General features: G+C 48.6%; 27 protein-coding genes, 1 tRNA gene and 2 pseudogenes. 26 read left to right on the top strand and 4 right to left on the bottom strand.

The window, feature by feature from the left end:
• Positions 1 to 84 precede the first annotated feature (84 nt).
• Positions 85 to 1,983, bottom strand: coding sequence for an arginine--tRNA ligase (locus QXJ75_01655; protein ID MEM3736785.1), 1,899 nt, complete (start codon positions 1,981 to 1,983; stop codon positions 85 to 87).
• A gap of 233 nt (positions 1,984 to 2,216) precedes the next feature.
• Between QXJ75_01655 and QXJ75_01650 the strand changes: the two genes are divergently transcribed.
• The gene (locus QXJ75_01650) at positions 2,217 to 2,861 is read left to right on the top strand and encodes a stage II sporulation protein M (protein MEM3736784.1); all 645 of its coding nucleotides are present in this window, start codon (positions 2,217 to 2,219) and stop codon (positions 2,859 to 2,861) included.
• Here QXJ75_01650 and QXJ75_01645 read toward each other — a convergent pair.
• Together QXJ75_01645 and QXJ75_01640 are read right to left on the bottom strand one after the other, a co-directional pair.
• Positions 2,850 to 3,008 carry a hypothetical protein gene (locus QXJ75_01645; GenBank protein ID MEM3736783.1) on the bottom strand — a complete coding sequence of 53 codons (159 nt, stop codon included), beginning with the start codon at positions 3,006 to 3,008 and terminating at the stop codon, positions 2,850 to 2,852. The genes QXJ75_01650 and QXJ75_01645 overlap by 12 nt on opposite strands.
• A gap of 148 nt (positions 3,009 to 3,156) precedes the next feature.
• The gene (locus QXJ75_01640; protein ID MEM3736782.1) at positions 3,157 to 4,260 is read right to left on the bottom strand and encodes a DUF362 domain-containing protein; all 1,104 of its coding nucleotides are present in this window, start codon (positions 4,258 to 4,260) and stop codon (positions 3,157 to 3,159) included.
• Between the two features lie 352 nt (positions 4,261 to 4,612).
• On the opposite strand from QXJ75_01640, the gene QXJ75_01635 reads away from it, so the two are divergent.
• The 25 genes and pseudogenes from QXJ75_01635 (at position 4,613) to QXJ75_01515 (ending at position 18,264) form a co-directional block, all read left to right on the top strand.
• A complete protein-coding gene (locus QXJ75_01635) occupies positions 4,613 to 5,074 on the top strand; it encodes a 50S ribosomal protein L22 (protein MEM3736781.1) in 462 nt (153 codons plus the stop codon).
• A gap of 224 nt (positions 5,075 to 5,298) precedes the next feature.
• Complete coding sequence (locus QXJ75_01630) at positions 5,299 to 6,066, top strand: 30S ribosomal protein S3 (GenBank protein MEM3736780.1); 768 nt, start codon at positions 5,299 to 5,301, stop codon at positions 6,064 to 6,066.
• A complete protein-coding gene (gene rpmC, locus QXJ75_01625; GenBank protein ID MEM3736779.1) occupies positions 6,066 to 6,302 on the top strand; it encodes a 50S ribosomal protein L29 in 237 nt (78 codons plus the stop codon). Before QXJ75_01630 ends, rpmC begins: the two co-directional genes overlap by 1 nt.
• Positions 6,299 to 6,586, top strand: coding sequence for a ribonuclease P protein subunit (locus tag QXJ75_01620; GenBank protein ID MEM3736778.1), 288 nt, complete (start codon positions 6,299 to 6,301; stop codon positions 6,584 to 6,586). The genes rpmC and QXJ75_01620 overlap by 4 nt, the downstream gene beginning before the upstream one ends.
• Positions 6,580 to 6,927, top strand: coding sequence for a 30S ribosomal protein S17 (locus QXJ75_01615; protein MEM3736777.1), 348 nt, complete (start codon positions 6,580 to 6,582; stop codon positions 6,925 to 6,927). The genes QXJ75_01620 and QXJ75_01615 overlap by 7 nt, the downstream gene beginning before the upstream one ends.
• The gene (locus QXJ75_01610; GenBank protein MEM3736776.1) at positions 6,928 to 7,365 is read left to right on the top strand and encodes a 50S ribosomal protein L14; all 438 of its coding nucleotides are present in this window, start codon (positions 6,928 to 6,930) and stop codon (positions 7,363 to 7,365) included.
• A 24-nt stretch (positions 7,366 to 7,389) separates the two neighbouring features.
• A complete protein-coding gene (gene rplX, locus QXJ75_01605) occupies positions 7,390 to 7,866 on the top strand; it encodes a 50S ribosomal protein L24 (GenBank protein MEM3736775.1) in 477 nt (158 codons plus the stop codon).
• Positions 7,866 to 8,615 carry a 30S ribosomal protein S4e gene (locus QXJ75_01600; GenBank protein ID MEM3736774.1) on the top strand — a complete coding sequence of 250 codons (750 nt, stop codon included), beginning with the start codon at positions 7,866 to 7,868 and terminating at the stop codon, positions 8,613 to 8,615. Before rplX ends, QXJ75_01600 begins: the two co-directional genes overlap by 1 nt.
• On the top strand, positions 8,597 to 9,169 hold the full coding sequence (locus QXJ75_01595; GenBank protein ID MEM3736773.1) for a 50S ribosomal protein L5: 573 nt from the start codon (positions 8,597 to 8,599) through the stop codon (positions 9,167 to 9,169). Before QXJ75_01600 ends, QXJ75_01595 begins: the two co-directional genes overlap by 19 nt.
• Positions 9,166 to 9,327: a 30S ribosomal protein S14 gene (locus QXJ75_01590; GenBank protein ID MEM3736772.1), complete on the top strand. Its 162-nt coding sequence runs from the start codon at positions 9,166 to 9,168 to the stop codon at positions 9,325 to 9,327. The genes QXJ75_01595 and QXJ75_01590 overlap by 4 nt, the downstream gene beginning before the upstream one ends.
• 12 nt (positions 9,328 to 9,339) lie before the next feature.
• Complete coding sequence (locus QXJ75_01585) at positions 9,340 to 9,732, top strand: 30S ribosomal protein S8 (protein MEM3736771.1); 393 nt, start codon at positions 9,340 to 9,342, stop codon at positions 9,730 to 9,732.
• A gap of 13 nt (positions 9,733 to 9,745) precedes the next feature.
• On the top strand, positions 9,746 to 10,303 hold the full coding sequence (locus QXJ75_01580) for a 50S ribosomal protein L6 (protein ID MEM3736770.1): 558 nt from the start codon (positions 9,746 to 9,748) through the stop codon (positions 10,301 to 10,303).
• A complete protein-coding gene (locus QXJ75_01575; protein MEM3736769.1) occupies positions 10,269 to 10,790 on the top strand; it encodes a 50S ribosomal protein L32e in 522 nt (173 codons plus the stop codon). The genes QXJ75_01580 and QXJ75_01575 overlap by 35 nt, the downstream gene beginning before the upstream one ends.
• 36 nt (positions 10,791 to 10,826) lie before the next feature.
• Positions 10,827 to 11,285, top strand: a complete 459-nt coding sequence (locus QXJ75_01570) for a 50S ribosomal protein L19e (GenBank protein ID MEM3736768.1) — start codon at positions 10,827 to 10,829, stop codon at positions 11,283 to 11,285.
• The gene (locus QXJ75_01565; GenBank protein MEM3736767.1) at positions 11,282 to 11,863 is read left to right on the top strand and encodes a 50S ribosomal protein L18; all 582 of its coding nucleotides are present in this window, start codon (positions 11,282 to 11,284) and stop codon (positions 11,861 to 11,863) included. The genes QXJ75_01570 and QXJ75_01565 overlap by 4 nt, the downstream gene beginning before the upstream one ends.
• Positions 11,864 to 11,865: 2 nt before the next feature.
• Positions 11,866 to 12,492 carry a 30S ribosomal protein S5 gene (locus QXJ75_01560; protein ID MEM3736766.1) on the top strand — a complete coding sequence of 209 codons (627 nt, stop codon included), beginning with the start codon at positions 11,866 to 11,868 and terminating at the stop codon, positions 12,490 to 12,492.
• Positions 12,493 to 12,501: 9 nt separating this feature from the next.
• Complete coding sequence (locus QXJ75_01555) at positions 12,502 to 12,978, top strand: 50S ribosomal protein L30 (protein MEM3736765.1); 477 nt, start codon at positions 12,502 to 12,504, stop codon at positions 12,976 to 12,978.
• Positions 12,979 to 13,065: 87 nt separating this feature from the next.
• Entirely contained in the window at positions 13,066 to 13,416 is a 351-nt protein-coding gene (locus tag QXJ75_01550) for an uL15 family ribosomal protein (GenBank protein MEM3736764.1), read from the top strand.
• Between the two features lie 15 nt (positions 13,417 to 13,431).
• On the top strand, positions 13,432 to 14,832 hold the full coding sequence (secY, locus tag QXJ75_01545) for a preprotein translocase subunit SecY (protein ID MEM3736763.1): 1,401 nt from the start codon (positions 13,432 to 13,434) through the stop codon (positions 14,830 to 14,832).
• 102 nt (positions 14,833 to 14,934) lie between these two features.
• Positions 14,935 to 15,507 carry an adenylate kinase gene (locus QXJ75_01540; protein MEM3736762.1) on the top strand — a complete coding sequence of 191 codons (573 nt, stop codon included), beginning with the start codon at positions 14,935 to 14,937 and terminating at the stop codon, positions 15,505 to 15,507.
• 17 nt (positions 15,508 to 15,524) lie between these two features.
• Positions 15,525 to 16,031, top strand: a complete 507-nt coding sequence (locus QXJ75_01535) for an EMC3/TMCO1 family protein (GenBank protein ID MEM3736761.1) — start codon at positions 15,525 to 15,527, stop codon at positions 16,029 to 16,031.
• A 103-nt stretch (positions 16,032 to 16,134) separates the two neighbouring features.
• Positions 16,135 to 16,713: a nucleoside monophosphate kinase gene (locus tag QXJ75_01530; GenBank protein MEM3736760.1), complete on the top strand. Its 579-nt coding sequence runs from the start codon at positions 16,135 to 16,137 to the stop codon at positions 16,711 to 16,713.
• Positions 16,710 to 16,958: pseudogene (locus tag QXJ75_01525) on the top strand (50S ribosomal protein L14e). The gene QXJ75_01530 and the pseudogene QXJ75_01525 overlap by 4 nt, the downstream one beginning before the upstream one ends.
• A 164-nt stretch (positions 16,959 to 17,122) precedes the next feature.
• Positions 17,123 to 18,090: pseudogene (locus tag QXJ75_01520) on the top strand (RNA-guided pseudouridylation complex pseudouridine synthase subunit Cbf5).
• Positions 18,091 to 18,140: 50 nt separating this feature from the next.
• A tRNA-Ser gene (locus QXJ75_01515) sits at positions 18,141 to 18,264 on the top strand.
• Positions 18,265 to 18,521: 257 nt separating this feature from the next.
• Here the strand turns inward: QXJ75_01515 and QXJ75_01510 are convergent.
• Positions 18,522 to 18,869: a metalloregulator ArsR/SmtB family transcription factor gene (locus QXJ75_01510; protein MEM3736759.1), complete on the bottom strand. Its 348-nt coding sequence runs from the start codon at positions 18,867 to 18,869 to the stop codon at positions 18,522 to 18,524.
• Positions 18,870 to 18,871 lie beyond the last annotated feature (2 nt).

Here is an 18,871-nt window from a genome sequence, read left to right as displayed (position 1 = left end):
CTGCATAGAAGCTATTAGACGCATTTTATAGCTGAGGCTGTTAAAAAAGTTTCTTTCAAACATAAATGTCTATCCGTCGTTCAGCTACATCTTTTCAGGCGCATCAATCCCCAGTATGCTGAGAGCGTTACCAAGCACTGTACGGGTCGCCTCGACGAGCTTCATGCGGGCGTCTCTCAGACCTTGAACCCCAGCTTGGATGACCGGTAGTGTGTCATAGAATATGTTGAATACGGCGGCTAAATCATTTGCATACTCAGCTAAAGCCTCTGGCTTCAATTCATCCGCCGCCTCAATAAACACTTCTGGGAACAAGGCGAGTTTAAGTATCAATCTTTTTTCTAGGGGGTGACTTAAAAGCGAGAAGTCTGGCTGAGTAGGTTTGAAATCTGCCTTTCGAAGGATGCTAGAAGCTCTAGTGTACGCGTACTGGATGAATGGGCCGCTATTGACTTCAAAGTTTACCACCTTATCCCAAGTGAAGGTCACAGTCTTTAGGGCGGAGATGCTGAGCATCGCGTATTTGACGGCGCCTATGCCTACAACCTTTGCAACATGGGTTTTCTCTACGTCTGAGAGGGTTGGGTTCCTACTGCTAACCTCGTTATGAGCTATAGACTGGGCTTCCTCCATCACTTCGTCAAATGTAACGAACCGTCCTCTACGGCGTGACATTTTGTAGTCGGGGAGTTTAACCAGCTCATAAGCATAGTGCACTAAATTATCCAATACAGCCTCCAAGCCTAGTAGGTAGAGGGCTATCTTCAACTGTATTTGAGCTAGCCTCTGGTCAGCTCCAATCACATTCACCACTACGTCAGCCCACTTGAACTTTCTTAGATGATAGGCTATGTCGCGGGTTATGTACAAGGTAGTTCTGTCGCTCCGAGTCAGCGTCAGAGGCGGTATCTCACTTGAGACACCCCAAGAAAATCTATCCTTTATGCCAAGCCTCTCAGCAGCTCGATCTACATCAATAATGAGCGCGCCCTCCTTACGTATGGCAAACGGTGTTTCAGCAAGTCTGCGAATTACTTCTTTAACTTCGCCGCTCCAAACTAGGTCGCTCTCCCAGTCCATACTGTCGAAGTTTATGCCTGCCATGGCCAGTGTTTCTTTAAAGCCGAGGAGGCAGCTCTCTACAATCTCTCGGAAGAGTCTCTTAACCTCTGGGTCGCCCAACTCGTAGAGTTTGATCAGGTTCCCAATGGTTCTCTCCGGGTTTTCATCCGCATTGACTCCTTCGACGATCTTCAGGAAGGTTTGTTGGTCGTATCGCTCAACCTCCGCCGCGATGCCGACGTACTCGTCGAGTTTTCGTTGAGTATTCTCAAGTTCTTCACCCTCTACACGCCTGTCTTGGAGTTCTTTCAATTTTGCTCTGAGGGAGCGGATGGTGACGGCGCAGTTTGTCGCGGCGTAGATGAAACCTATCCAAATGTCAGGTTTTCCTTTGATTTCTGGTTCGCCCAGAAGCTTGTATCCATAGGCAACTATTGCCACCTGTCTCCCCATGTCGTCGATATAGAAGTGTCTCCTGACTGTGTGACCCCTACCCTTCAGAATTCTCGCCAGCGCATCGCCAAGAATGGCGTTCCTAGCGGTTCCTATATGTAGAGGACCGCTGGGGTTAGCACTCGTGTGCTCGATTATGATCCTTTTAGGTTCGTCGGTCTTTAAAAGTCCATAGTCAGCCCCGTAGTATTCTACTGCCCTGACCATTTCTCGGCTGAGTACTCCATAGTCAGCGTAGAAGTTCAGGTACCCATTCAAGGCTTCAACTTTGCTCACCATCTCGAATCGCTCAGTGGAGATTTTCTTTGCCAGCGTCTCAGCGAGGCTTTTCGGGGGTTCTTTCGTAAGCTTGGCAAGCTCGAAACAGATGGGTGACGACAAGTCTCCATACTGTGGTGATGGAGGTGGAGAAACCATTGATTTCGGGAGTTCCAGCTGGGTGGCGTACTCTTTGATAGCCTCTCTCAAAGCAGATTCGCACTCTGCTCTGAAGACTCCAAAGATATTCGACCTAACCAGCTCACGCCCACCGCCTAGGGGGTGTGTCCATAATCCGTGTGGGTAATAAGACGGGTAAGATATTTAACCATTTTATGGGATAACGGCGGTGGTATAGTCGTGGGGTATTGCAGTCTCATCAAACGGTTCGGTTATATTTAACTACACCTTTTATGATTTCTAAGTTGGAGATGTCAAGGTTGTTGTCTGCTTCGTTGCTCACTGCGAGGAGGCTGAAGAAGCTCCTCTTCATTACTGCTCTAATCTACTTTACATCGTTCGCCTCGGGGTATTATACCAGCTACATAGCAAGTGTAGGTGAGGTTTCATCAATTAGCGTCGTATCTGATGAGATCTTAGATGAGCTAATAAATACGGTCTTAACTCAACCCCCATTTACCACGGTGGTTGAAGCGCTCCAGAATAGGGATCTCGCCTCCGCAATTCTACTAACCTTCACCGTGAATCTCGCGGGGGGCGCCTTCCTGACTACAACCTTGATCGGCGTGATACCAGTACTGGGAGTGGTCGCCCCTTCGCTTGTAGCCTTCTACCGCAGTTTCTTAGTCGGTCTCTTATACTACGGCCTGTTGAACTCTTCACCGGCTACCGCTGCTGTGGCTGTAGGCACGGCAGTATTAGAACTTGGCGCCTACGTGTTCTCGACGGCAGCAGGTACCAACATAGCCCTATCAATACTCTTCCCAAGAAGGCATAACACCGAAAGTAGAAAGGCTGCATTCAAAGAGGCATGGAAAGATGCAGGTCGGCTGTTCATAATAGTGGTTATACTCTTAACGCTAGGCGCTGTGTGGGAGATGACTGGTCTATACCTGTTAATCCACTAGGGAGCATGTAACCATTAAATTGTCATGATTTGTCTGTGCCTGTATGGCCATCTCCACCATGCGTGGTAGTATAATCACACTGCCACAGAGGAAACGTTCGCCATATTGAACCTTCCTCTTTCTAGATCTACCAATCGTTACAGTCATGTACGCTATTTCACGTTCTAGTTACACTCCTACTTTCGGCTGAATCCCTTGACGGTAATCATAATCTTCCGTTACTCAAGATGACAGGCCTCGTGACTTGGCAACCTAAAAATTAATACTCTAACCGCTATTCAATAAAGGTGAAAATCTACTCGTCGCCCACTGCCTTCAGTCTATATTCTAAACTTCCAGCTCCTAGTTTTTCGGCAGTCCGTATATGAATGAGACTATTAGTTCCGTTAATTTTCCCAAGTAGGTCTGGGGGGCTTACCGCAGGTAGACTTGGGAAGAGGGGAGCTTGATCTACAATGTCGAGTGAGGCTTTGTCTATCGCCACAGGGTCTAGAGAAGCCAGCACTCCTACATCCCAGGTGAGAGGTTGGCCAGCTGGTGTGCAGCAGTCACATTGTGGTGTTACATCTTGGATAAAGTTAAGGTATCCGACCCTCAACTTGTTGAGGGCAGTTATGACCCCGTAAGCCGCGTGGGCCATATATACTTGGAACTTCTCCTTTGCCCCCTTAGGCCAGTAAAGAGCACTTTGAGGACATTTGAAGAGGCACTCGCTGCAATACATACACTTCTGAAGGTTGCGGGAAGGCATACCTCCCTTTAAAGTCAAGGCTTGGAAAGGGCATACATCGACGCAGACTCCGCAGGCGTTGCACTTAGCTTCATCTAAGGTTGGTGGGTTCATTGCATGTTGAGCCGCCTTTCCCTCCTTCGTTGTGCATCCCATAGCCAAGTTCTTAATGGCACCACCCACCCCACTCAAGACATGGCCTTTAAAATGTGAGAGGACAACTAGGGCGTCTGCTTTTAGTATGGCTGAAGCCACTTTTACATCTTTCAAGGTGCAACCATCTACTCTCTTCTCGATTTTGACAGGTGTACCGTCATATCCCTTATCCCCGTCTGCTATGATTATTGGAGCTCCCATGGTCTCCGCGGTGAAGCCGTTAAATGCGGCAGTTTCTAGATAGTCGCGAGCGGTAAAGCGCCCTTTAGGGTATAGTGCGGTGGTGTCTGTGACGAACGGTATGCCTCCTGCTTCTTTGATTAACTCAACTATCTTGCGTGCGAATGATGGTCTCAAATAAGTAATGTTACCTTTCTCGCCCATGTGTACCTTAACTGCTACAGAGCCACCTTTAGGGATGATGCTTGCAAGACCGGAGCTTAGGAAGAGTTTCTCCAAACCTTCAAGAACATCTTTCGCCCTATTGTAATCTTGGAAAAAAACTTCAGACATAACGTTACTCCCACATGACATCAGAGCTCTTACCGCTGTACATCTTAGGATTTTAGAGCCGCACAAAAGCTTTTCCTATAAGGGCTTTTTTTGACCTGTGGCTTCGTCGAAATAGGCTGTGGGTAGGCAGGAAAATTGGGAAATATGCTAGTCTTACGATGATGCCTCCGCATGCTTTCACCACTTCACCGGGCACTCGATCTACTATCAACCTAATCTTAGCAAGTCAACACTTTACAGTGAGATTATCTCTTGAGGAGGCTTATGAGCAATGTGTGTTCGCTCTTCGCTACAGGCGGGGAAGCCTTAATAAATGGTCACCGCATTTCTATGCAAGCATAGGTGTAGAAAGATGCCTAACTGGGGGTACTCAATTACAGGACTCGACCCTAACAAAACTGCCATAGCTAGTGGAAGAGACTTGAAGATCTCCCCTAAGGCAGCTCGAGAGATCTGCGCCACCATCAGGCAGATGAGGTTGAAAGATGCGGAGGCTTTTCTAGCTGATGTTATAGAAAAGAGGAGACCTGTACCTTTTAAACACCATAACAAGGAGGTACCCCACCGCCGCGGACTCCAGGGCTGGTATGCGGGTAGGTATCCTGTCAAAGCAGCTCGAGAACTCCTGAAACTTCTGAAGAGCTTAGAGGCTAACGCTGGAGAGAAGGATCTCGAAATTGAGAGTTTAAAGATAATTCACGCGGCAGCCCAGAGGGGAATGAAGATAAGGAAGGTTGTCCCTAGAGCTTTTGGGAGGTCGTCTGTTCACGCTCGAGAGCTGGTTCACATAGAGCTCGCAGTAGCAAAAGTGTAGAATATACGCGGGCATCTAAATTGGCTTAGCGCGGGGCGCTCTGCCTGTCCAGTGGAAACCTCCTTTGTCCGCTTTTTCCCCAAGTTTCCAGCTGGACAGTTTAGTGTTCGGGGATGAAACAGTTATCCTTGCATTAAGGTTACCTAACGGTTTTTAGGAGATCAATAAGATTAATATAATCCATAGATCAATTGAATCGGGTTCGCAAGCCACGAGGAAGGTAAATGTCGGCGATAAAGCAGATAGTTTCAGAGTCGTGGAGGAGGGCATCAGTAGACGAGTTCCTCCAGAAGGAGCTAGCTAAGGCTGGCTATGGAGGTGTGGAGATCACTAAGGTTCCTCTGGGAACTAGGCTGACGATCTATGCTGTCAGGCCGAGTATGGTCATAGGGCGGGGAGGCGTGGGAATTAAAAACCTATCCAAGAGGCTTGAGGATGAGTATAAGCTATTCAACCCTCAGATCGCCGTGGTGGAAGTTCCAGTTCCTGAACTCAACCCGCACATAATGGCAGCCAAGATAGCCTCAGCCTTGGAGAGAGGAATTCACTTTCGGAGAACCTGCCACTGGGCTCTCAACAGCATCATGAAAGCGGGCGCTCTAGGCGCTGAGATAATCATATCGGGTAAACTAAGCAGCGAGAGGGCTAGACATGAGAAGTTCAAGGCTGGATACATACCCAAAGTTGGAGATCCAGTCCTGAACAACCTGAAGAGAGCTGTCCTATACATCCAACTTCCACGCGGACTCTTCGGCATAAAGGTTGTAATTGTGCCTCCTGAGTACAAATCTCCTGACATAGTGGAGATAAAGGAGGTGGCGCCCGAAGTAGTTGAAACCCCCAAGGAGACAGCACCCGCTGAAGTTTCTTCATCTCAAGGAGGGAGTTCAATGTCTCCAGAGAAGGCTGGAGGGGGGGCAGAGATTGGCGCTAAAGAAGATTTGGAGGGGTCTGATGAGGTTGCTGAAGGGGTTGGGGAGGTGTCTGGGTAGTGGCTATCCTTAGAATGAAAGAGATACGGGCTATGAGTTCAGAAAAGCTGAATGCAAAGCTTTCAGAGTTGAGGGTTGAGTTGATGAAGTTGAAGACAATGGTGAAGGCTGGGGGTAGAGTGGAGAACCCAGGTCGAATAAGAGCTATCAAGAAGACGTTGGCTCGCATATTGACGGTGATGAACGAGGAGAAATCAGTGAGGCATTCCGCGAAGAGGAGGCGTCTCAAGGAGTGAGTCGTCCATCCCCGAAAGATATACTTAGACGTGAACTGATTGGGTTAGACACTGTGGTGGTAAAGGATACCTGTAAAGACAGGGAGTCACTCGCAGGTAAGGTTGTGGATGAAACCAGAAATATGATTACGATACTTCAAGAGGGGCGGTTTAAGAAGATCCCTAAGGCAGGGTCGATCTTCAGGTTTAAGTTGCCAAGTGGAGACCTCGTCGATGTAGATGGGAATAAGATAATTGGGAGGCTGGAGGATAGGGTGAAGAGGAGGACTGGTAGACGATGGTGAAACTCAAAGGTATAGGGCTTGGGATACCCGCTCTAACCTCAGAGAATTGTGGCGATCGCAACTGTCCCTTCCATGGTCTCTTAACCGTTAGAAGGCGCATGCTGGAGGGGGAAGTAGTAAGCGCCAAAATGCAGAATACTGTCATCGTCCGAAGAGATTACACTCACTATATACCCAAGTATATGCGGTATGAGCGGCGTAGGAGTAGGATCCCTGCCCACAATCCACCATGCATCGCCGCGAAGGAGGGGGACACCGTGAAGATTGCTGAGTGTAGACCTTTAAGCAAGACTGTCTCTTTCGTAGTCGTTGAGAAGGTAAAAAGGGAGGGGAAAGAATAGATGCCTGGCCCTAAGACCAGAGCCGTCAGCGCCAAAGGGCTCGTCGAGTATAGACCCAGAATCTCGAGAGGTCTCCCCACTGGCGCAGTGATAAACTGCGCAGACAATACAGGCGCTAAGAAGCTTAGGATAGTTCAGGTAGTGGGGTATAAAGGTAGATTAAGAAGGGTTCCTTCGGCTAAGATTGGTGATATGCTCTTAACCTCCGTGAGGAAAGGGTCGCCAGACCTCAAGAGGCAGATTCTCCCCGCGGTGCTCATCCGCCAGAAGATGCCATTCAGGAGGGCTGATGGGACTGTCCTCCAGTTTGAGGATAATGCAGCTGTCATTATGACGCCCGAAGGGGAGCTGAAGGGGACTGAGATCCGTGGCCCAGTTGCCCGCGAAGCCGCGGAGAGGTGGCCTAGGGTAGCTAGTCTCTCCAGCATAATAATTTAGGTGAAACGAGGTGCACCAGTAAATTTGTTGAGCTCATCTAAACCTTCGAAACAAAGGAAGGCACACTTCACGGCTCCATTACATAGAAGGTACAAGTCTTTAGCAGCGCCTCTATCCCCGGAACTCCGTGTCAAGTATGACATGAGGTCGATCCCTGTTCGAAAGGGGGACACAGTCACGATCACGAGAGGCGACTACGCAGGCTTAGAGGGTAAGATCGCCAAGGTAGACCTCAAGAATTTTAGGATCACCATAGAGGGTGTCACCGGCGAGAAAGCCGATGGAACAAGTTTCTTAATCCCCATCCACCCGTCTAAAGTCTCCGTGACTAAACTGAACACTGAGGATAGATGGCGCAGGCTGAAACTTGAGGAAAGGAGTAGACTGGCTAAAGAGAAGCCAGTGGAAGAAAAAGCTGAAGCCGCCGAAGAAGTCGAGGAGGAGGCTATTGGAGAGGAACAGGCAGACACGGCTGAAGAGGAGGAGGGGAGAAAGGATTAATGGCTAATAAAGGTGGGGCGCGGCATAGCAAGAGGAAATCAGCCCCAGGCTTCTGGCCAATTCATAGAAAGGAGTTCGTCTGGATATCTAAACCACGAGCCGGGCCTCACGCTCGCGATAAATCGATTCCTCTTTTAACCATTCTAAGGGACATCCTTGGACTAGCCAGTAAGGAGAGAGAAGCAAGAGTCATCTTGGCGGATGGTAAAGTTAAGGTTAACGGCAGGGTTAGGTTCGATGAAAAGTTTCCAGTTGGACTTATGGATGTGGTAGAGATTGAAGGGGTTAAGAGGACTTATAGGCTAATCCCAAGTACTAAAAGGTTTCTCCAACTTCACCAGGTTGACGGAGAAGAGAAGACTTTCAGACTTGCCAAGTTAAGTGATTGTTCAATCATCAAACAGGGCGTCATTCAGCTGAGTCTTCATGACGGCAGCAACCTTGTTATTAAATCGGACGGCGCCCCTCCAACCAATGTCCAATATAAGCCCAATGATACCTTAAAGCTGAGCATACCTGGGGGTCAAATATTAGACTGTTTTAAGTTTGCTGAGGGGGCGTATGCCCTTATAACCGGGGGTAAAAACGTGGGGATAAGTGGCAATATTGTTAGTATAGCCAAAGTCTCACCCACGGCTAAACCTACCGTCAAGATCAGGAGCCCCAAAGGTGATGAATACAGCTCGACAGTAGATTACGTCTTCATTATAGGGCGAGATAAACCAGAGATATCCCTGCCAGGAGGCTGATCAATCTGAGTTCTACTGCGACAGTTGAGTATCGAAATCCGATGCAACGGCCGAGGATTGAGAAAGTCACCGTAAATATTGCCATTGGTAAATCTGGTGAGCCTTTAGAGAAGGCCTCTAAAATATTGGAGAGCTTGACTGGCCAAAAACCTTGCTATAGGTCGGCTAAGAAGACCATTAAAGATTTTGGCATTCGCAAGGGCGAGCCTATAGCCTGTATGGTAACGTTGAGAAAGCAAAGAGCGATGGAGTTTCTGAGTAAAGCTTTTGCAGCAGTTAGAAATAAGCTTCCAACCAGCTCCTTCGACAGGCTGGGAAATTTCGGCTTCGGCATCAGGGAACACATCGAGATCCCTGGGACTCGATATGACCCTGAGCTGGGCATAGTTGGGATGAATGTGTACGTAACCGTTAGCAGGCCTGGGCATCGGGTTAGGGAGAGGAAGAGGGCTAGGAGTCGAATCGGAGCTAAGCATTTCGTAAGCCCAACAGAGTCAGCCCGCCTCGTCAAAGAAATATTCGGGGTTGAGGTTGTTGGAGGTGGGTTTGAGTGAAACAGAAGCCTAAGAAAGTCAGAAAGTTTGGTAAGGGTAGCAGGTCTTGCAGGAGATGCGGCGCATACGGGCCCATAATCAGAAAGTTAGGTTTAAATCTCTGCCGTCAATGCTTCAGGGAGACTGCTGAGAAAATAGGCTTCAAGAAGTATAACTAACTGGTGAAAAAGATGACACAAACAGACCCACTCGCTGATGCCGTTACAACCCTAATGAATAACGAGTTTAGAAATAAGCGTGAATGCCTGATAACAAGGGCTTCTAAACTTATCGGGAACGTATTGAGAGTTATGCAGAAGAACGGCTATATTGGCGAGTTCGAGTTTATAGACGACGGGAGATCAGGTAAATTCCATGTACAACTCCTTGGAAGGATTAATAGGTGCGGAGTGGTGAAGCCTCGCTACTCCGTTAAGGTTGACAAACTCGAGTTCTTCGAGAAGAGGTATCTGCCATCTAGGGATATTGGTATACTTATACTCTCCACACCTCGGGGGGTAATCTCGCATCGAGATGCAAAGGCGATGAATGTGGGAGGCAAACTCTTAGCTTATGTAAGTTAAAGGGGCAGGGTAAATGGTTCGAGCCGATGTTGAAGAACGCTTCACAGCGATCCCACAGGGTGTAGATGTTGCGCTGGAAGGAAAATCGCTTAGAGTTAAAGGCCCCCTCGGCGAGATTACTAGAGACTTCTCTCATGCCCCTGTCGAGATAGTGGCCGCGGATGGAGGCGTATATGTTCGCAGTTACTGGGCTAGGAAAACTGAGAGAGCCCTAGTGGGGACTGTCGCGGCGCATGTAAAGAATATGATTAATGGTGTTACCAAAGGTTACACGTATAAACTTAAAGTGGTCTTCTCTCACTTCCCAGTCACCATAAAGGTCAATCCAGGTAAAGTCTTGATAGAGAACTTCATAGGTGAAAAGAGTCCTAGAACCGCTAGGATTATTGGTAACGCCAAGGTTACTGTTAAGGGCGACGATGTTATAGTTCAGGGTGTGAACCTCGAGGAGGTAAGTCAGACAGCAGCCAATATTGAAAGGGCTACAAAAATAAAGAAGAAGGACCCTCGTGTCTTTCTCGACGGGATCTACATATATGAGAGGGGGGAGGGAGCAGGTGGCGAAGGCTGAAGGCATTCAGGCGCGGCCCAAAAAAACAGTCTTTGAGGGTCTCCTAAAGTTGAGGGCTAAAATTAAGGCGAATAAACCCGACTTCATACGGCAGGAGAGCTGGCGTTACAGACGGGTTAAAAACCGTTGGAGGAGGCCTAAGGGCATAGACAGTAAAATGCGCCTTGAGAGGAAGGGTTGGCCAGCTTTACCGAAGGTTGGGTATAGAGTCCCAAAGGCTGCTAGAGGTCTCCATCCATCCGGCCTCTGCGAAGTTCTCGTATTCAATAGTGCGATCTTAGAGAGGCTTGACCCTAGTAAATATGCCATCCGAATAGCTGGCAATGTAGGCGCTAGGAAACGTCTGGAGATTCTGGAGGAGGCACGCAAGCGTGGCTTCACGGTTTTGAATCCTGGCAAGGCTGTCAAACCCACTGAGAAAGAAGGTGAAGTTAAGGCTGAGGCTGAAACCGCTGCAAAGTCAGAGGAAATCGAGGAGGAGGGGTAGTTTAGCTCTAATGGATTGGTTAGGGAGGTTTAACTGATGAGTTTGAGAAGCCAACGACGCCTGGCTGCCGATGTGCTCGGCGTGGGCTTAAACCGCGTTTGGATAGATCCTGAACAGCTCACTAATGTAGGCTCTGCAATAACTAGACAGGATATTCGAAGGCTCATAGGAAGCGGTATAATCAAAGCCCTGCCTGTTAAAGGTGTCAGTAGAGGTAGGGCTAGGGTGCTCAAAGATAAGCGGAAAGAAGGGCGACGTAGGGGGCTGGGGAGCAGAGAGGGGAATCAATATGCGCGCTCCCCGAAGAAAGATAAGTGGGTGGCTACCATTAGGGCCGTGAGAGACAGGTTGAAGGTTTTGAGAGAGTCCAAGGCTATTACTGATGCCACATACCACACGCTATACAAAATGGCTAAAGGCGGGGCTTTCAAGAGTGTGGCTAACCTCAACCAGCACATAAAGTCCGCAGGGCTAGTTAGGAGGAAGCAGAAATAGGGCGCATCTCGAACTATCGGCCACCCTTCAGAAGGCGGAGGGAAGGGAAGACCAACTATAGGAGGCGTATCAGCCTAATAAAATCACGTAAGCTAAGGCTGGTTATCCGTAACACTTTAGCCCATACAATTGTGCAGTTCGTGGAGGCTAAGCTGGGGGGAGATCTGATTCGCACGTCAGTTACCTCCAGAGAACTGGTGAGATGTTACGGATGGAAAGCTCCCTGTGGGAACCTACCTACCGCATATTTGACGGGCCTATTAGCTGGCAAGAAAGCGAAGAAGATAGGCTTGACTGAAGCGATACTAGATTTAGGCGTGGGAAAATTTCCGCCAAAGTCAAAGGTATATGGTGCTTTGAGGGGTGTTCTGGACGCGGGGGTAATCATCCCTCATAATGGGGAGGTGACCCCTGATGAGGCTCGAATTCGCGGTGAACACATAGCAAACTATTGGGAGAGTATAACTGACAGTGATACGCGGAATCGCCTCTTCTCCGGATATCTAAAGGCAGGTTTGACACCCGGAGATCTTCCGAAACACTTCGACGAAGTTAAGGCAAAAATAGAGAGTGAATAGGCTTGGGGATTGCAGAAGAGCAGTTATGGAGTCCAAGGACTAAACTTGGCAAGCTTGTCAACGAGGGTAAGATCACTTCTTTAGATGAGATCTTCGCCCAGGGATACCGTATCCAAGAGGCAGAGATAGTAGATAAACTTCTGCCCAACCTTAAGCAAGAGGTATTGAACATAAGTATCGTCCAGAAGCAGACTGACGCTGGGGAACATTCGAGGTTCAAGGTAATCGCGGTGGTTGGTAACGAAGATGGCTACGTTGGTGTGGGTACTAGTAAGTTGAAGCAAGTTCGAGACGCAATAGATAAGGCTGTTATGTATGCCAAATTGAACATAACACCTATAAGGCGAGGATGCGGGAGCTGGGAGTGTCGATGCGACCAACCTCACTCCCTCCCCTTCATAACAGTCGGTAAATGCGGAAGCGTCAAAGTTGAGCTGGTTCCAGGCCCTCGAGGGCTTGGGCTGGTGGCAAGCGAGGTTGCGACTATAATCCTTCGAATGGCGGGCATTAGTGACTGTTGGTCGAGGAGTTCAGGCTCCACCAATACAGTCTCCTCCCTAGCCTTCGCTGTTTATGACGCCCTGAGAAACACTTACCGCACAGCAACTCCGACCAACTGGAACAGGTGACTCGACGTCATGGAAGTAGCAAAGTGCCTTGCAGTAGTCAGGTTGAGAGGTACTGTAAACGTTAGGAAAGATGTAGATGATACTCTCTCCATGCTACATCTAAACCGCCCTCACCATGCTACTCTAGTCCCTTCTACAGCCCCTTATCTAGGAATGCTACAGCTTGTCAAGGATCATGTAACTTGGGGGGAGATCTCAAAGGATGTTTTATCCATGCTGCTGGCTGAAAAGTGTGAGCTGTCAGGCGGCCGAAAGTTAAGGGTGGAGGACCTCAAAAGATATGGATTTAAATCGGTAGACGAGTTGGCTCACGCTCTACACGAGCTTAAAATTAAATTGACTGATCTGCGGGATGTTAAGCCGGTTTTCCGTTTGCGCCCTCCCTCCGGAGGCTTCAAACGGTCGCTGAAGCGGGGCGTAGGTGAGTGTGGAGAGTTGGGTTATCGCGGAGAGAAGATAAACGACCTTATCAGGAGGATGCTTTAGGTGCCTCACAGGCTTAGAAAGGTTAGAAAGCAACGCGGTTCAAGAACGCACGGCTGGGGCCAAGTCGGCCAGCATCGTAAACATGGGATGAAAGGCGGAAGAGGGAAGAGTGGCCTACACAAGCACAAGTGGAGTTACACCGTGAAGTATGCTCCCGACCACTTCGGCAGGAGAGGTTTCTTCCCCCCAACCGGAATGGGGGCACTCTCGGTGATAAATGTGGGGGAGCTTGATCGATGCGTGGATAGGTGGGTTGCTGAGGGTAAGGCGAAACTTGAAGGTGACGTGTATCACGTAGACCTTGGCTCTCTGGGCTACGCTAAGCTTTTAGGTGAGGGGCAAGTCACCAAACCCATCATAGTCAAGACTCGGCTTTATTCAGAGCACGCAGCCTCAAAGATTGAGGCTGCCGGTGGTAAACTGGTAACTATAGAGTAGAGGGTCTCCTTCATTATGCCAAGTAGAGGTATAGCTGTTCTATCCAAGGTTGGGCGAATATTACCAGAGATAAAGAAACCAGAGCGCAAGGTCCCTTTCAGAGAGAAGCTGTTGTGGACCGGGTTAGTCCTCATAACCTTCCTCGTTATGTGTGAAATCCCTCTCTACGGCATCAACATCAGCGAGGGGACAGATCCTTTCAGGATGCTCAGAGTTATCTTCGCCTCCAGGAGAGGGAGTCTGATGGAGTTGGGGATAGGCCCCATAGTGACTGGTGGGCTTGTGTTACAACTCCTCGTCGGCTCGAAGATGATTCCTCTAGACTTCTCCAAGGCAGAAGATCGGGCTGCCTTCACTGCTATGAACAAGCTCTTCGCCATAATATTCACAGTCTTCGAATCCGTAGTATACCTTCTAGGGGGCGCTTTCGGTCAAGTAACCGCCACAGGTTTCTCGCTAATCCTAGCACAACTCATAGTGGTGGGCATACTGGTTATCTTAATGGATGAACTCATCCAGAAGGGTTGGGGCTTAGGCAGCGGCATCAGCCTATTCATAGCAGCTGGCGTTGCACAACAGGTTGCATGGATGTCTATTAGTCCTATACTAGGAACTGATGGCCACTTCTACGGCATCTTTCCAGCGTTGCCTGGGCTTATGGCAAGCGGAGGCCTAACTCTCGCTCTGTTCAGGCCTGGAAATAATCCAAGCCTCATTGGCTTACTCGCTACTTTTATCGTGTTCCTTGTCGTCATCTACTGTGAGGGGCTGAGGGTGGAGATTCCAATTGCGCATGCGCAGTATAGAGGATATAAGGGGATCTACCCTGTGAAGCTCTTCTACGTCTCCAATATACCTGTGATCCTAACTTCAGCCCTATTTGCAGACATCTACTTTGGTGCACAGATACTTTACACACGCCTCCAGACAGGTTTCCTAGTCGACATCTTAGGGAAGTTCGATGCCCAAGGTAACCCTGTCAGTGGGCTTGCATACTTCGTTACCTCTCCTCGAAGTTTGGAGGCAGTTGCAGCCGACCCTATAAGAGCCGTCGTCTACACGGCTGTAATGGTACTTATCTGCGCTGGTTTCGCCGTAACTTGGGTTCAGATAGGTGGCCTAGGCGCTGAGAAAGTGGCCAAACAGCTTATAGACGCGCGTATGCAAGTGCCAGGTTTCAGACGCTCGGAGAAGTCGATTGAAGAGCTTCTCAACCGGTATATCCCAGTGGTCACCGTGCTGGGGGGGAGTATAGTGGGGTTTATCGCGGCTGTAGCCGACTTTACCAATACCTTCGGTACTGGGACAGGTATGCTACTAACGACCAGTATAATGTGGCAGTATTACCAAATCCTAATGAGGGAACGTCTCGAGGAGATGTACCCGGGCATAGCCCGCCTTCTAGGAAAAGGATAAATTGACCAAGGGAAACTCTAAAAATGCCGAGATGAAGAGAACAATTGCTCTCGGGGTGCTGTGTTTAATAGTTAGGAAGCATGGTCTAAAGGCGAGATTGCTGTGAAGAGGCGAATAATAATCGTAGGAATACCGGGAGTAGGGAAGACAACGGTGATTGAAGAGTTCAGGAGACTTGCGGAAGACGACGGTCTCAAATGTAGAGTTATGAACTTCGGATCCGTCATGTTAGAGATAGCTAAGGACATCATAAAGGACAGGGATGAGATCCGTAAGGCGTCGATGGATATTCAGCACCAACTCCAAAGGAAAGCCGCTGAAACCATAGCACAAGAAGGCTCAGATGGCATAATAATAGTTGACACCCACGTTCTAATAGAAACAAATTCGGGCTATCTACCGGGTATACCTTATCATGTGCTCCAAGGCCTTAAACCAGACATGATAGCTCTAGTGGAAGCCTCGCCGGAGGAAATCTTATTCAGAAGGAGTAATGATAAAACTAGGAGAAGAGACAGTCTCTCCGCAGAGGAAGTTAAAGAACACCTCCAACTCTCGAGGGCCATGGTCTCTACTTGTGCAACCTTAGCTGGAATACCCTTCGGGATACTCGTGAACAAGACGGGTTGTCAACGGGAGGCTGCGGCGCAACTACTAGAGATGGTGAAAAACTAGGATAGGTGGATGTCGATATGGTTTTAGACTTCCTCACAGTCATACCTGCCTCCACATTCCTCATCCTCCTTGTAAGTATAAGTATATCATTAATATCTGGGACTCTAAACCGTAAATTCACTAACCCGGAGAAGATGAAAGAGTACAGAATTAAGAGTAGTGAGCTTAGAAAGCAGATCTCAGAGGCGCGCAAGAAGGGTGATAGGAAGGCATATGCACGTCTCATGAGGCAGCAGAAGGAGCTACTAAAAGAGTCCGGTGGACTCATGAAACAGCAATATAAAGTCATGTTCATACCAATGATCGGCTACCTTGGCATATTCTACGCACTCAGCGCCCTATTCTCCCAAGGTGGAGCCCCTGCAATCGTGGCCTACGCCCCATTCCCCATCCCTTGGTTTGACGGCTGGGCTACGGTCGGTCCTGATAGACTTGGGATAACATTCTACCAATGGTACATCCTTTGCGCCTTTGCAGTGAACACACCGATATACCGCCTCTTCAAGATAAGCATAGGCCAATAACGGCGAATCTTCAGATTCTACACGGCTTTCTCGAAAGATTTATTTTCACCTCCACTTAAGGTGGATAAACCTCGCTGGCAGTGTTGCGGATGGGGCGTTCAAGATGTCTAAGGAATGCAAGGGTTTGGTTGTCACCGTCAGTGGGCTACATGGAACTGGCAAGAGCACTTATGCCCAAGCCCTCGCTGAGAGCTTTGGGCTGCGACACATTTCGGCAGGTATGCTTTTTAGGCAGATCGCAGATGAGAGAGGTCTCTCTCTTCAGCAACTGAGTGATTTATCGGTGAAAGATAGCACGATAGATAGGCTTGTGGATGAGAGGGTGGAGAAAGAGGCTAGAGAAGGCTCAGTAGTGATTGACGGTCAACTTCCAGCTTGGATCGCTAGGCGATATGCCAACATCAAAATATTCCTCTCAGCTTCAGATAAGACGAGGTTTGAACGTATAGCTGCAAGGGATGGCATCTCGTTTAAAGAGGCTGAGGAGTTGACTAGGAGGAGGGAACTGCTGGAAAAGATTCGATACAAAAAACACTACAACATAAATATCGAAGATCTATCCATATATAATATCATTTTTGACACAGAGCTACTTCCCATGGAGTCAAATATCACAGTATTCAAAACAATTCTCAAAGAATATATTAATAACGTGAAGTTAGGAGGTAAGGATGCGAAATGACTCTCTACGATGTTGGGCGTATATGTGTGAAGAAGACAGGCAGGGAAGCAGGGGCGCGCTGCGTAGTCGTGGATGTAATAGACAAAAACTTCGTCTTAGTCTCAGGCCCTAAACATGTGACTGGTGTGAGACGGAGGAGAGTTAACGTCGACCATCTTGAGCCCACAAACCTCAAAGTAGAGATACCAAAGGGGGCGCAAGACGAAGTCATTGAAAAAGCTCTAAGAGAGGCCGGCTTAATAGAAGCATCTCCAAAGGAGACTGCAGAGACACGTAGAACAAAGAAGAAAACTACTAAAATGAAAGAGTCTCCAGCAAAGGGAGCGAAGGGCAAAGAGGACACTACTGCTGGAGAAGTAGTAGAAGAGTCCGGGAGGTGAGTAGTTCGCTCAGCGATCTCGCGGAGAGAATGATTGTAAAAGCCGAGTCGGCAACTGATCCAAGGTTTGGGCACTTCTACGATAAGCGTCCTCTCGTGGAACATATAAGATATGGGATTGTAAACGTGGACAAACCTTCAGGGCCATCCAGCCATGAGGTAACTGCGTGGGTTAAGAGGATACTGAACGTCAGCCATGCCGGCCACGGCGGAACCCTTGAGGATATAATTTCCAGGGAAATCCCGCTGTGACTGGTGTTCTCCCAGTCGCCCTTGAAGAGTCTACCAAGATTCTTCAGGCAATCTTGGTTGGAGGCAAAGAGTATGTCTGCGTTATGAAGCTTCACGGTGACGTAGAGGCTGAGAGGCTCTCGGAGATCTTCAAAGAGTTTGTGGGTGATGTGTACCAGCGGCCTCCTTTAAGGTCGTCGGTGAAGAGGAGAGTTAGAATACGAACCATATACTACAACCAGATCCTTGAGGTTGAAGGTCGAAATGTGCTCTTTAAAGTAGGCTGCCAGTCAGGTACCTATGTGAGGAAGATAGTGCATGATATTGGCGAGGCTTTGGGTGTAGGAGCACACATGGTCGAGCTTCGGAGGATTAGAGCTGGGCCCTTCACTCAAGACACACTTACAACTCTACAAGAGTTGACAGACGCAGTTGCCTCTTGGCGGGACAAGGGTGATGAACAAGTTATAAAGAGTCTTATTCAGCCGGTTGAGAAGGCTGTTGAGCTACTCCCTAAGATTGTAGTCAAGGATTCAGCTGTAGACGCCCTCTGCCACGGCGCGGAGTTGGCTCTCCCAGGCATAGTAAAGTTGAGCCCTGAGGTCAAGAGTGGGGACTTGGTTGCGGTCTTGACGTTAAAGGGCGAGTTAGTTGCTTTAGGTAAGGCGCTCATGCCAGCTCAGTCAATTCTGGAAGGCGAGAAAGGGCTTGCCGTGAAGACTGAGAGGGTCATAATGCGGGCTGGGACATACCCGAAGGCTTGGTAGAGGCAAAACAGATTTAACGCCCGCCTAGACTTATATCACAAAGCCACCACGCCGGAGTCGCCTAGCGGCATGGCGCAGTCTCCTCCTGTAGGGGGGCGGATGCCTGGAGTCCAAACGCCTCAAAGCCTGTGACCCTTCTGGGTCTCGAGGGTTCAAATCCCTCCTCCGGCGCCAAGCCTATTTTCCTGCCCAAACCTTATCTTAATGTTATTTTTGTAAAATGAACGAACTTGAATTTGGGGTTTTTTGTATGAAACGCCGTCAAGGGGGATTCCAATCTATATTGTGCCATTACCATGATAGAAAAATAAGCGCCGCGATTTTTCACCATATCTCCAGCGCTGGATGTTTCTGGCAATTTCGCTTTGCGCGGTATCCGTTTTTTAGTTGGCGGGATAGTTTTCTCTACCTTACCTTAGGCATTTCTCTAGCTATCTTTTGTCGCTTTGCTGTGTTTCTGGAAGTTTAATAGCCTTCGTTAGAGATGAAATTTGGTTTAACACAAATATGTCGAGTTCCCTCAGAATGTTGAGTATTTGAGTGTCTTTTATGTTATATATTGTTCGCTTTCCTTCGACCCGTCTATCTAGAATCCCGACCTGATATAAAACGTCGAGGTGTTTAGAGATTGTGGACTGGGATCTTCCAAAGAAGGGAATTATGTCGCAGACGCAACGTTCACCGTCCTTTAGAAGTTCCACTATCTCCAATCTGAGGGGGTCGGATAACGCGTTAAGAATTCGAACTCTGTAATCCAAAAGAATCTTCTCCCTGTTCATGG

The sequence above is a fragment of the Candidatus Bathyarchaeia archaeon genome (assembly GCA_038883335.1).
In the GTDB taxonomy this organism is placed as follows: domain Archaea; phylum Thermoproteota; class Bathyarchaeia; order Hecatellales; family Hecatellaceae; genus JAVZMI01.
Note: the sequence above shows the minus strand (reverse complement) of the source record. Positions and strands in the feature narration are given on the sequence as shown.

Coding starts and splice junctions, on each gene's coding strand:
- QXJ75_01530 (MEM3736760.1), top strand. CDS start 16,135: ATGTCTAAGGAATGCAAGGGTTTGGTTGTCACCGTCAGTGGGCTACAT.
- QXJ75_01570 (MEM3736768.1), top strand. CDS start 10,827: ATGAGTTTGAGAAGCCAACGACGCCTGGCTGCCGATGTGCTCGGCGTG.
- QXJ75_01510 (MEM3736759.1), bottom strand. CDS start 18,869: ATGAACAGGGAGAAGATTCTTTTGGATTACAGAGTTCGAATTCTTAAC.
- QXJ75_01635 (MEM3736781.1), top strand. CDS start 4,613: ATGCCTAACTGGGGGTACTCAATTACAGGACTCGACCCTAACAAAACT.
- QXJ75_01630 (MEM3736780.1), top strand. CDS start 5,299: ATGTCGGCGATAAAGCAGATAGTTTCAGAGTCGTGGAGGAGGGCATCA.
- QXJ75_01550 (MEM3736764.1), top strand. CDS start 13,066: ATGAAAGGCGGAAGAGGGAAGAGTGGCCTACACAAGCACAAGTGGAGT.
- QXJ75_01615 (MEM3736777.1), top strand. CDS start 6,580: ATGGTGAAACTCAAAGGTATAGGGCTTGGGATACCCGCTCTAACCTCA.
- QXJ75_01580 (MEM3736770.1), top strand. CDS start 9,746: ATGGTTCGAGCCGATGTTGAAGAACGCTTCACAGCGATCCCACAGGGT.
- QXJ75_01645 (MEM3736783.1), bottom strand. CDS start 3,008: ATGACTGTAACGATTGGTAGATCTAGAAAGAGGAAGGTTCAATATGGC.
- QXJ75_01640 (MEM3736782.1), bottom strand. CDS start 4,260: ATGTCTGAAGTTTTTTTCCAAGATTACAATAGGGCGAAAGATGTTCTT.
- QXJ75_01535 (MEM3736761.1), top strand. CDS start 15,525: ATGGTTTTAGACTTCCTCACAGTCATACCTGCCTCCACATTCCTCATC.
- QXJ75_01585 (MEM3736771.1), top strand. CDS start 9,340: ATGACACAAACAGACCCACTCGCTGATGCCGTTACAACCCTAATGAAT.
- QXJ75_01575 (MEM3736769.1), top strand. CDS start 10,269: ATGAGAGGGGGGAGGGAGCAGGTGGCGAAGGCTGAAGGCATTCAGGCG.
- QXJ75_01555 (MEM3736765.1), top strand. CDS start 12,502: ATGGAAGTAGCAAAGTGCCTTGCAGTAGTCAGGTTGAGAGGTACTGTA.
- secY (MEM3736763.1), top strand. CDS start 13,432: ATGCCAAGTAGAGGTATAGCTGTTCTATCCAAGGTTGGGCGAATATTA.
- QXJ75_01600 (MEM3736774.1), top strand. CDS start 7,866: ATGGCTAATAAAGGTGGGGCGCGGCATAGCAAGAGGAAATCAGCCCCA.
- QXJ75_01610 (MEM3736776.1), top strand. CDS start 6,928: ATGCCTGGCCCTAAGACCAGAGCCGTCAGCGCCAAAGGGCTCGTCGAG.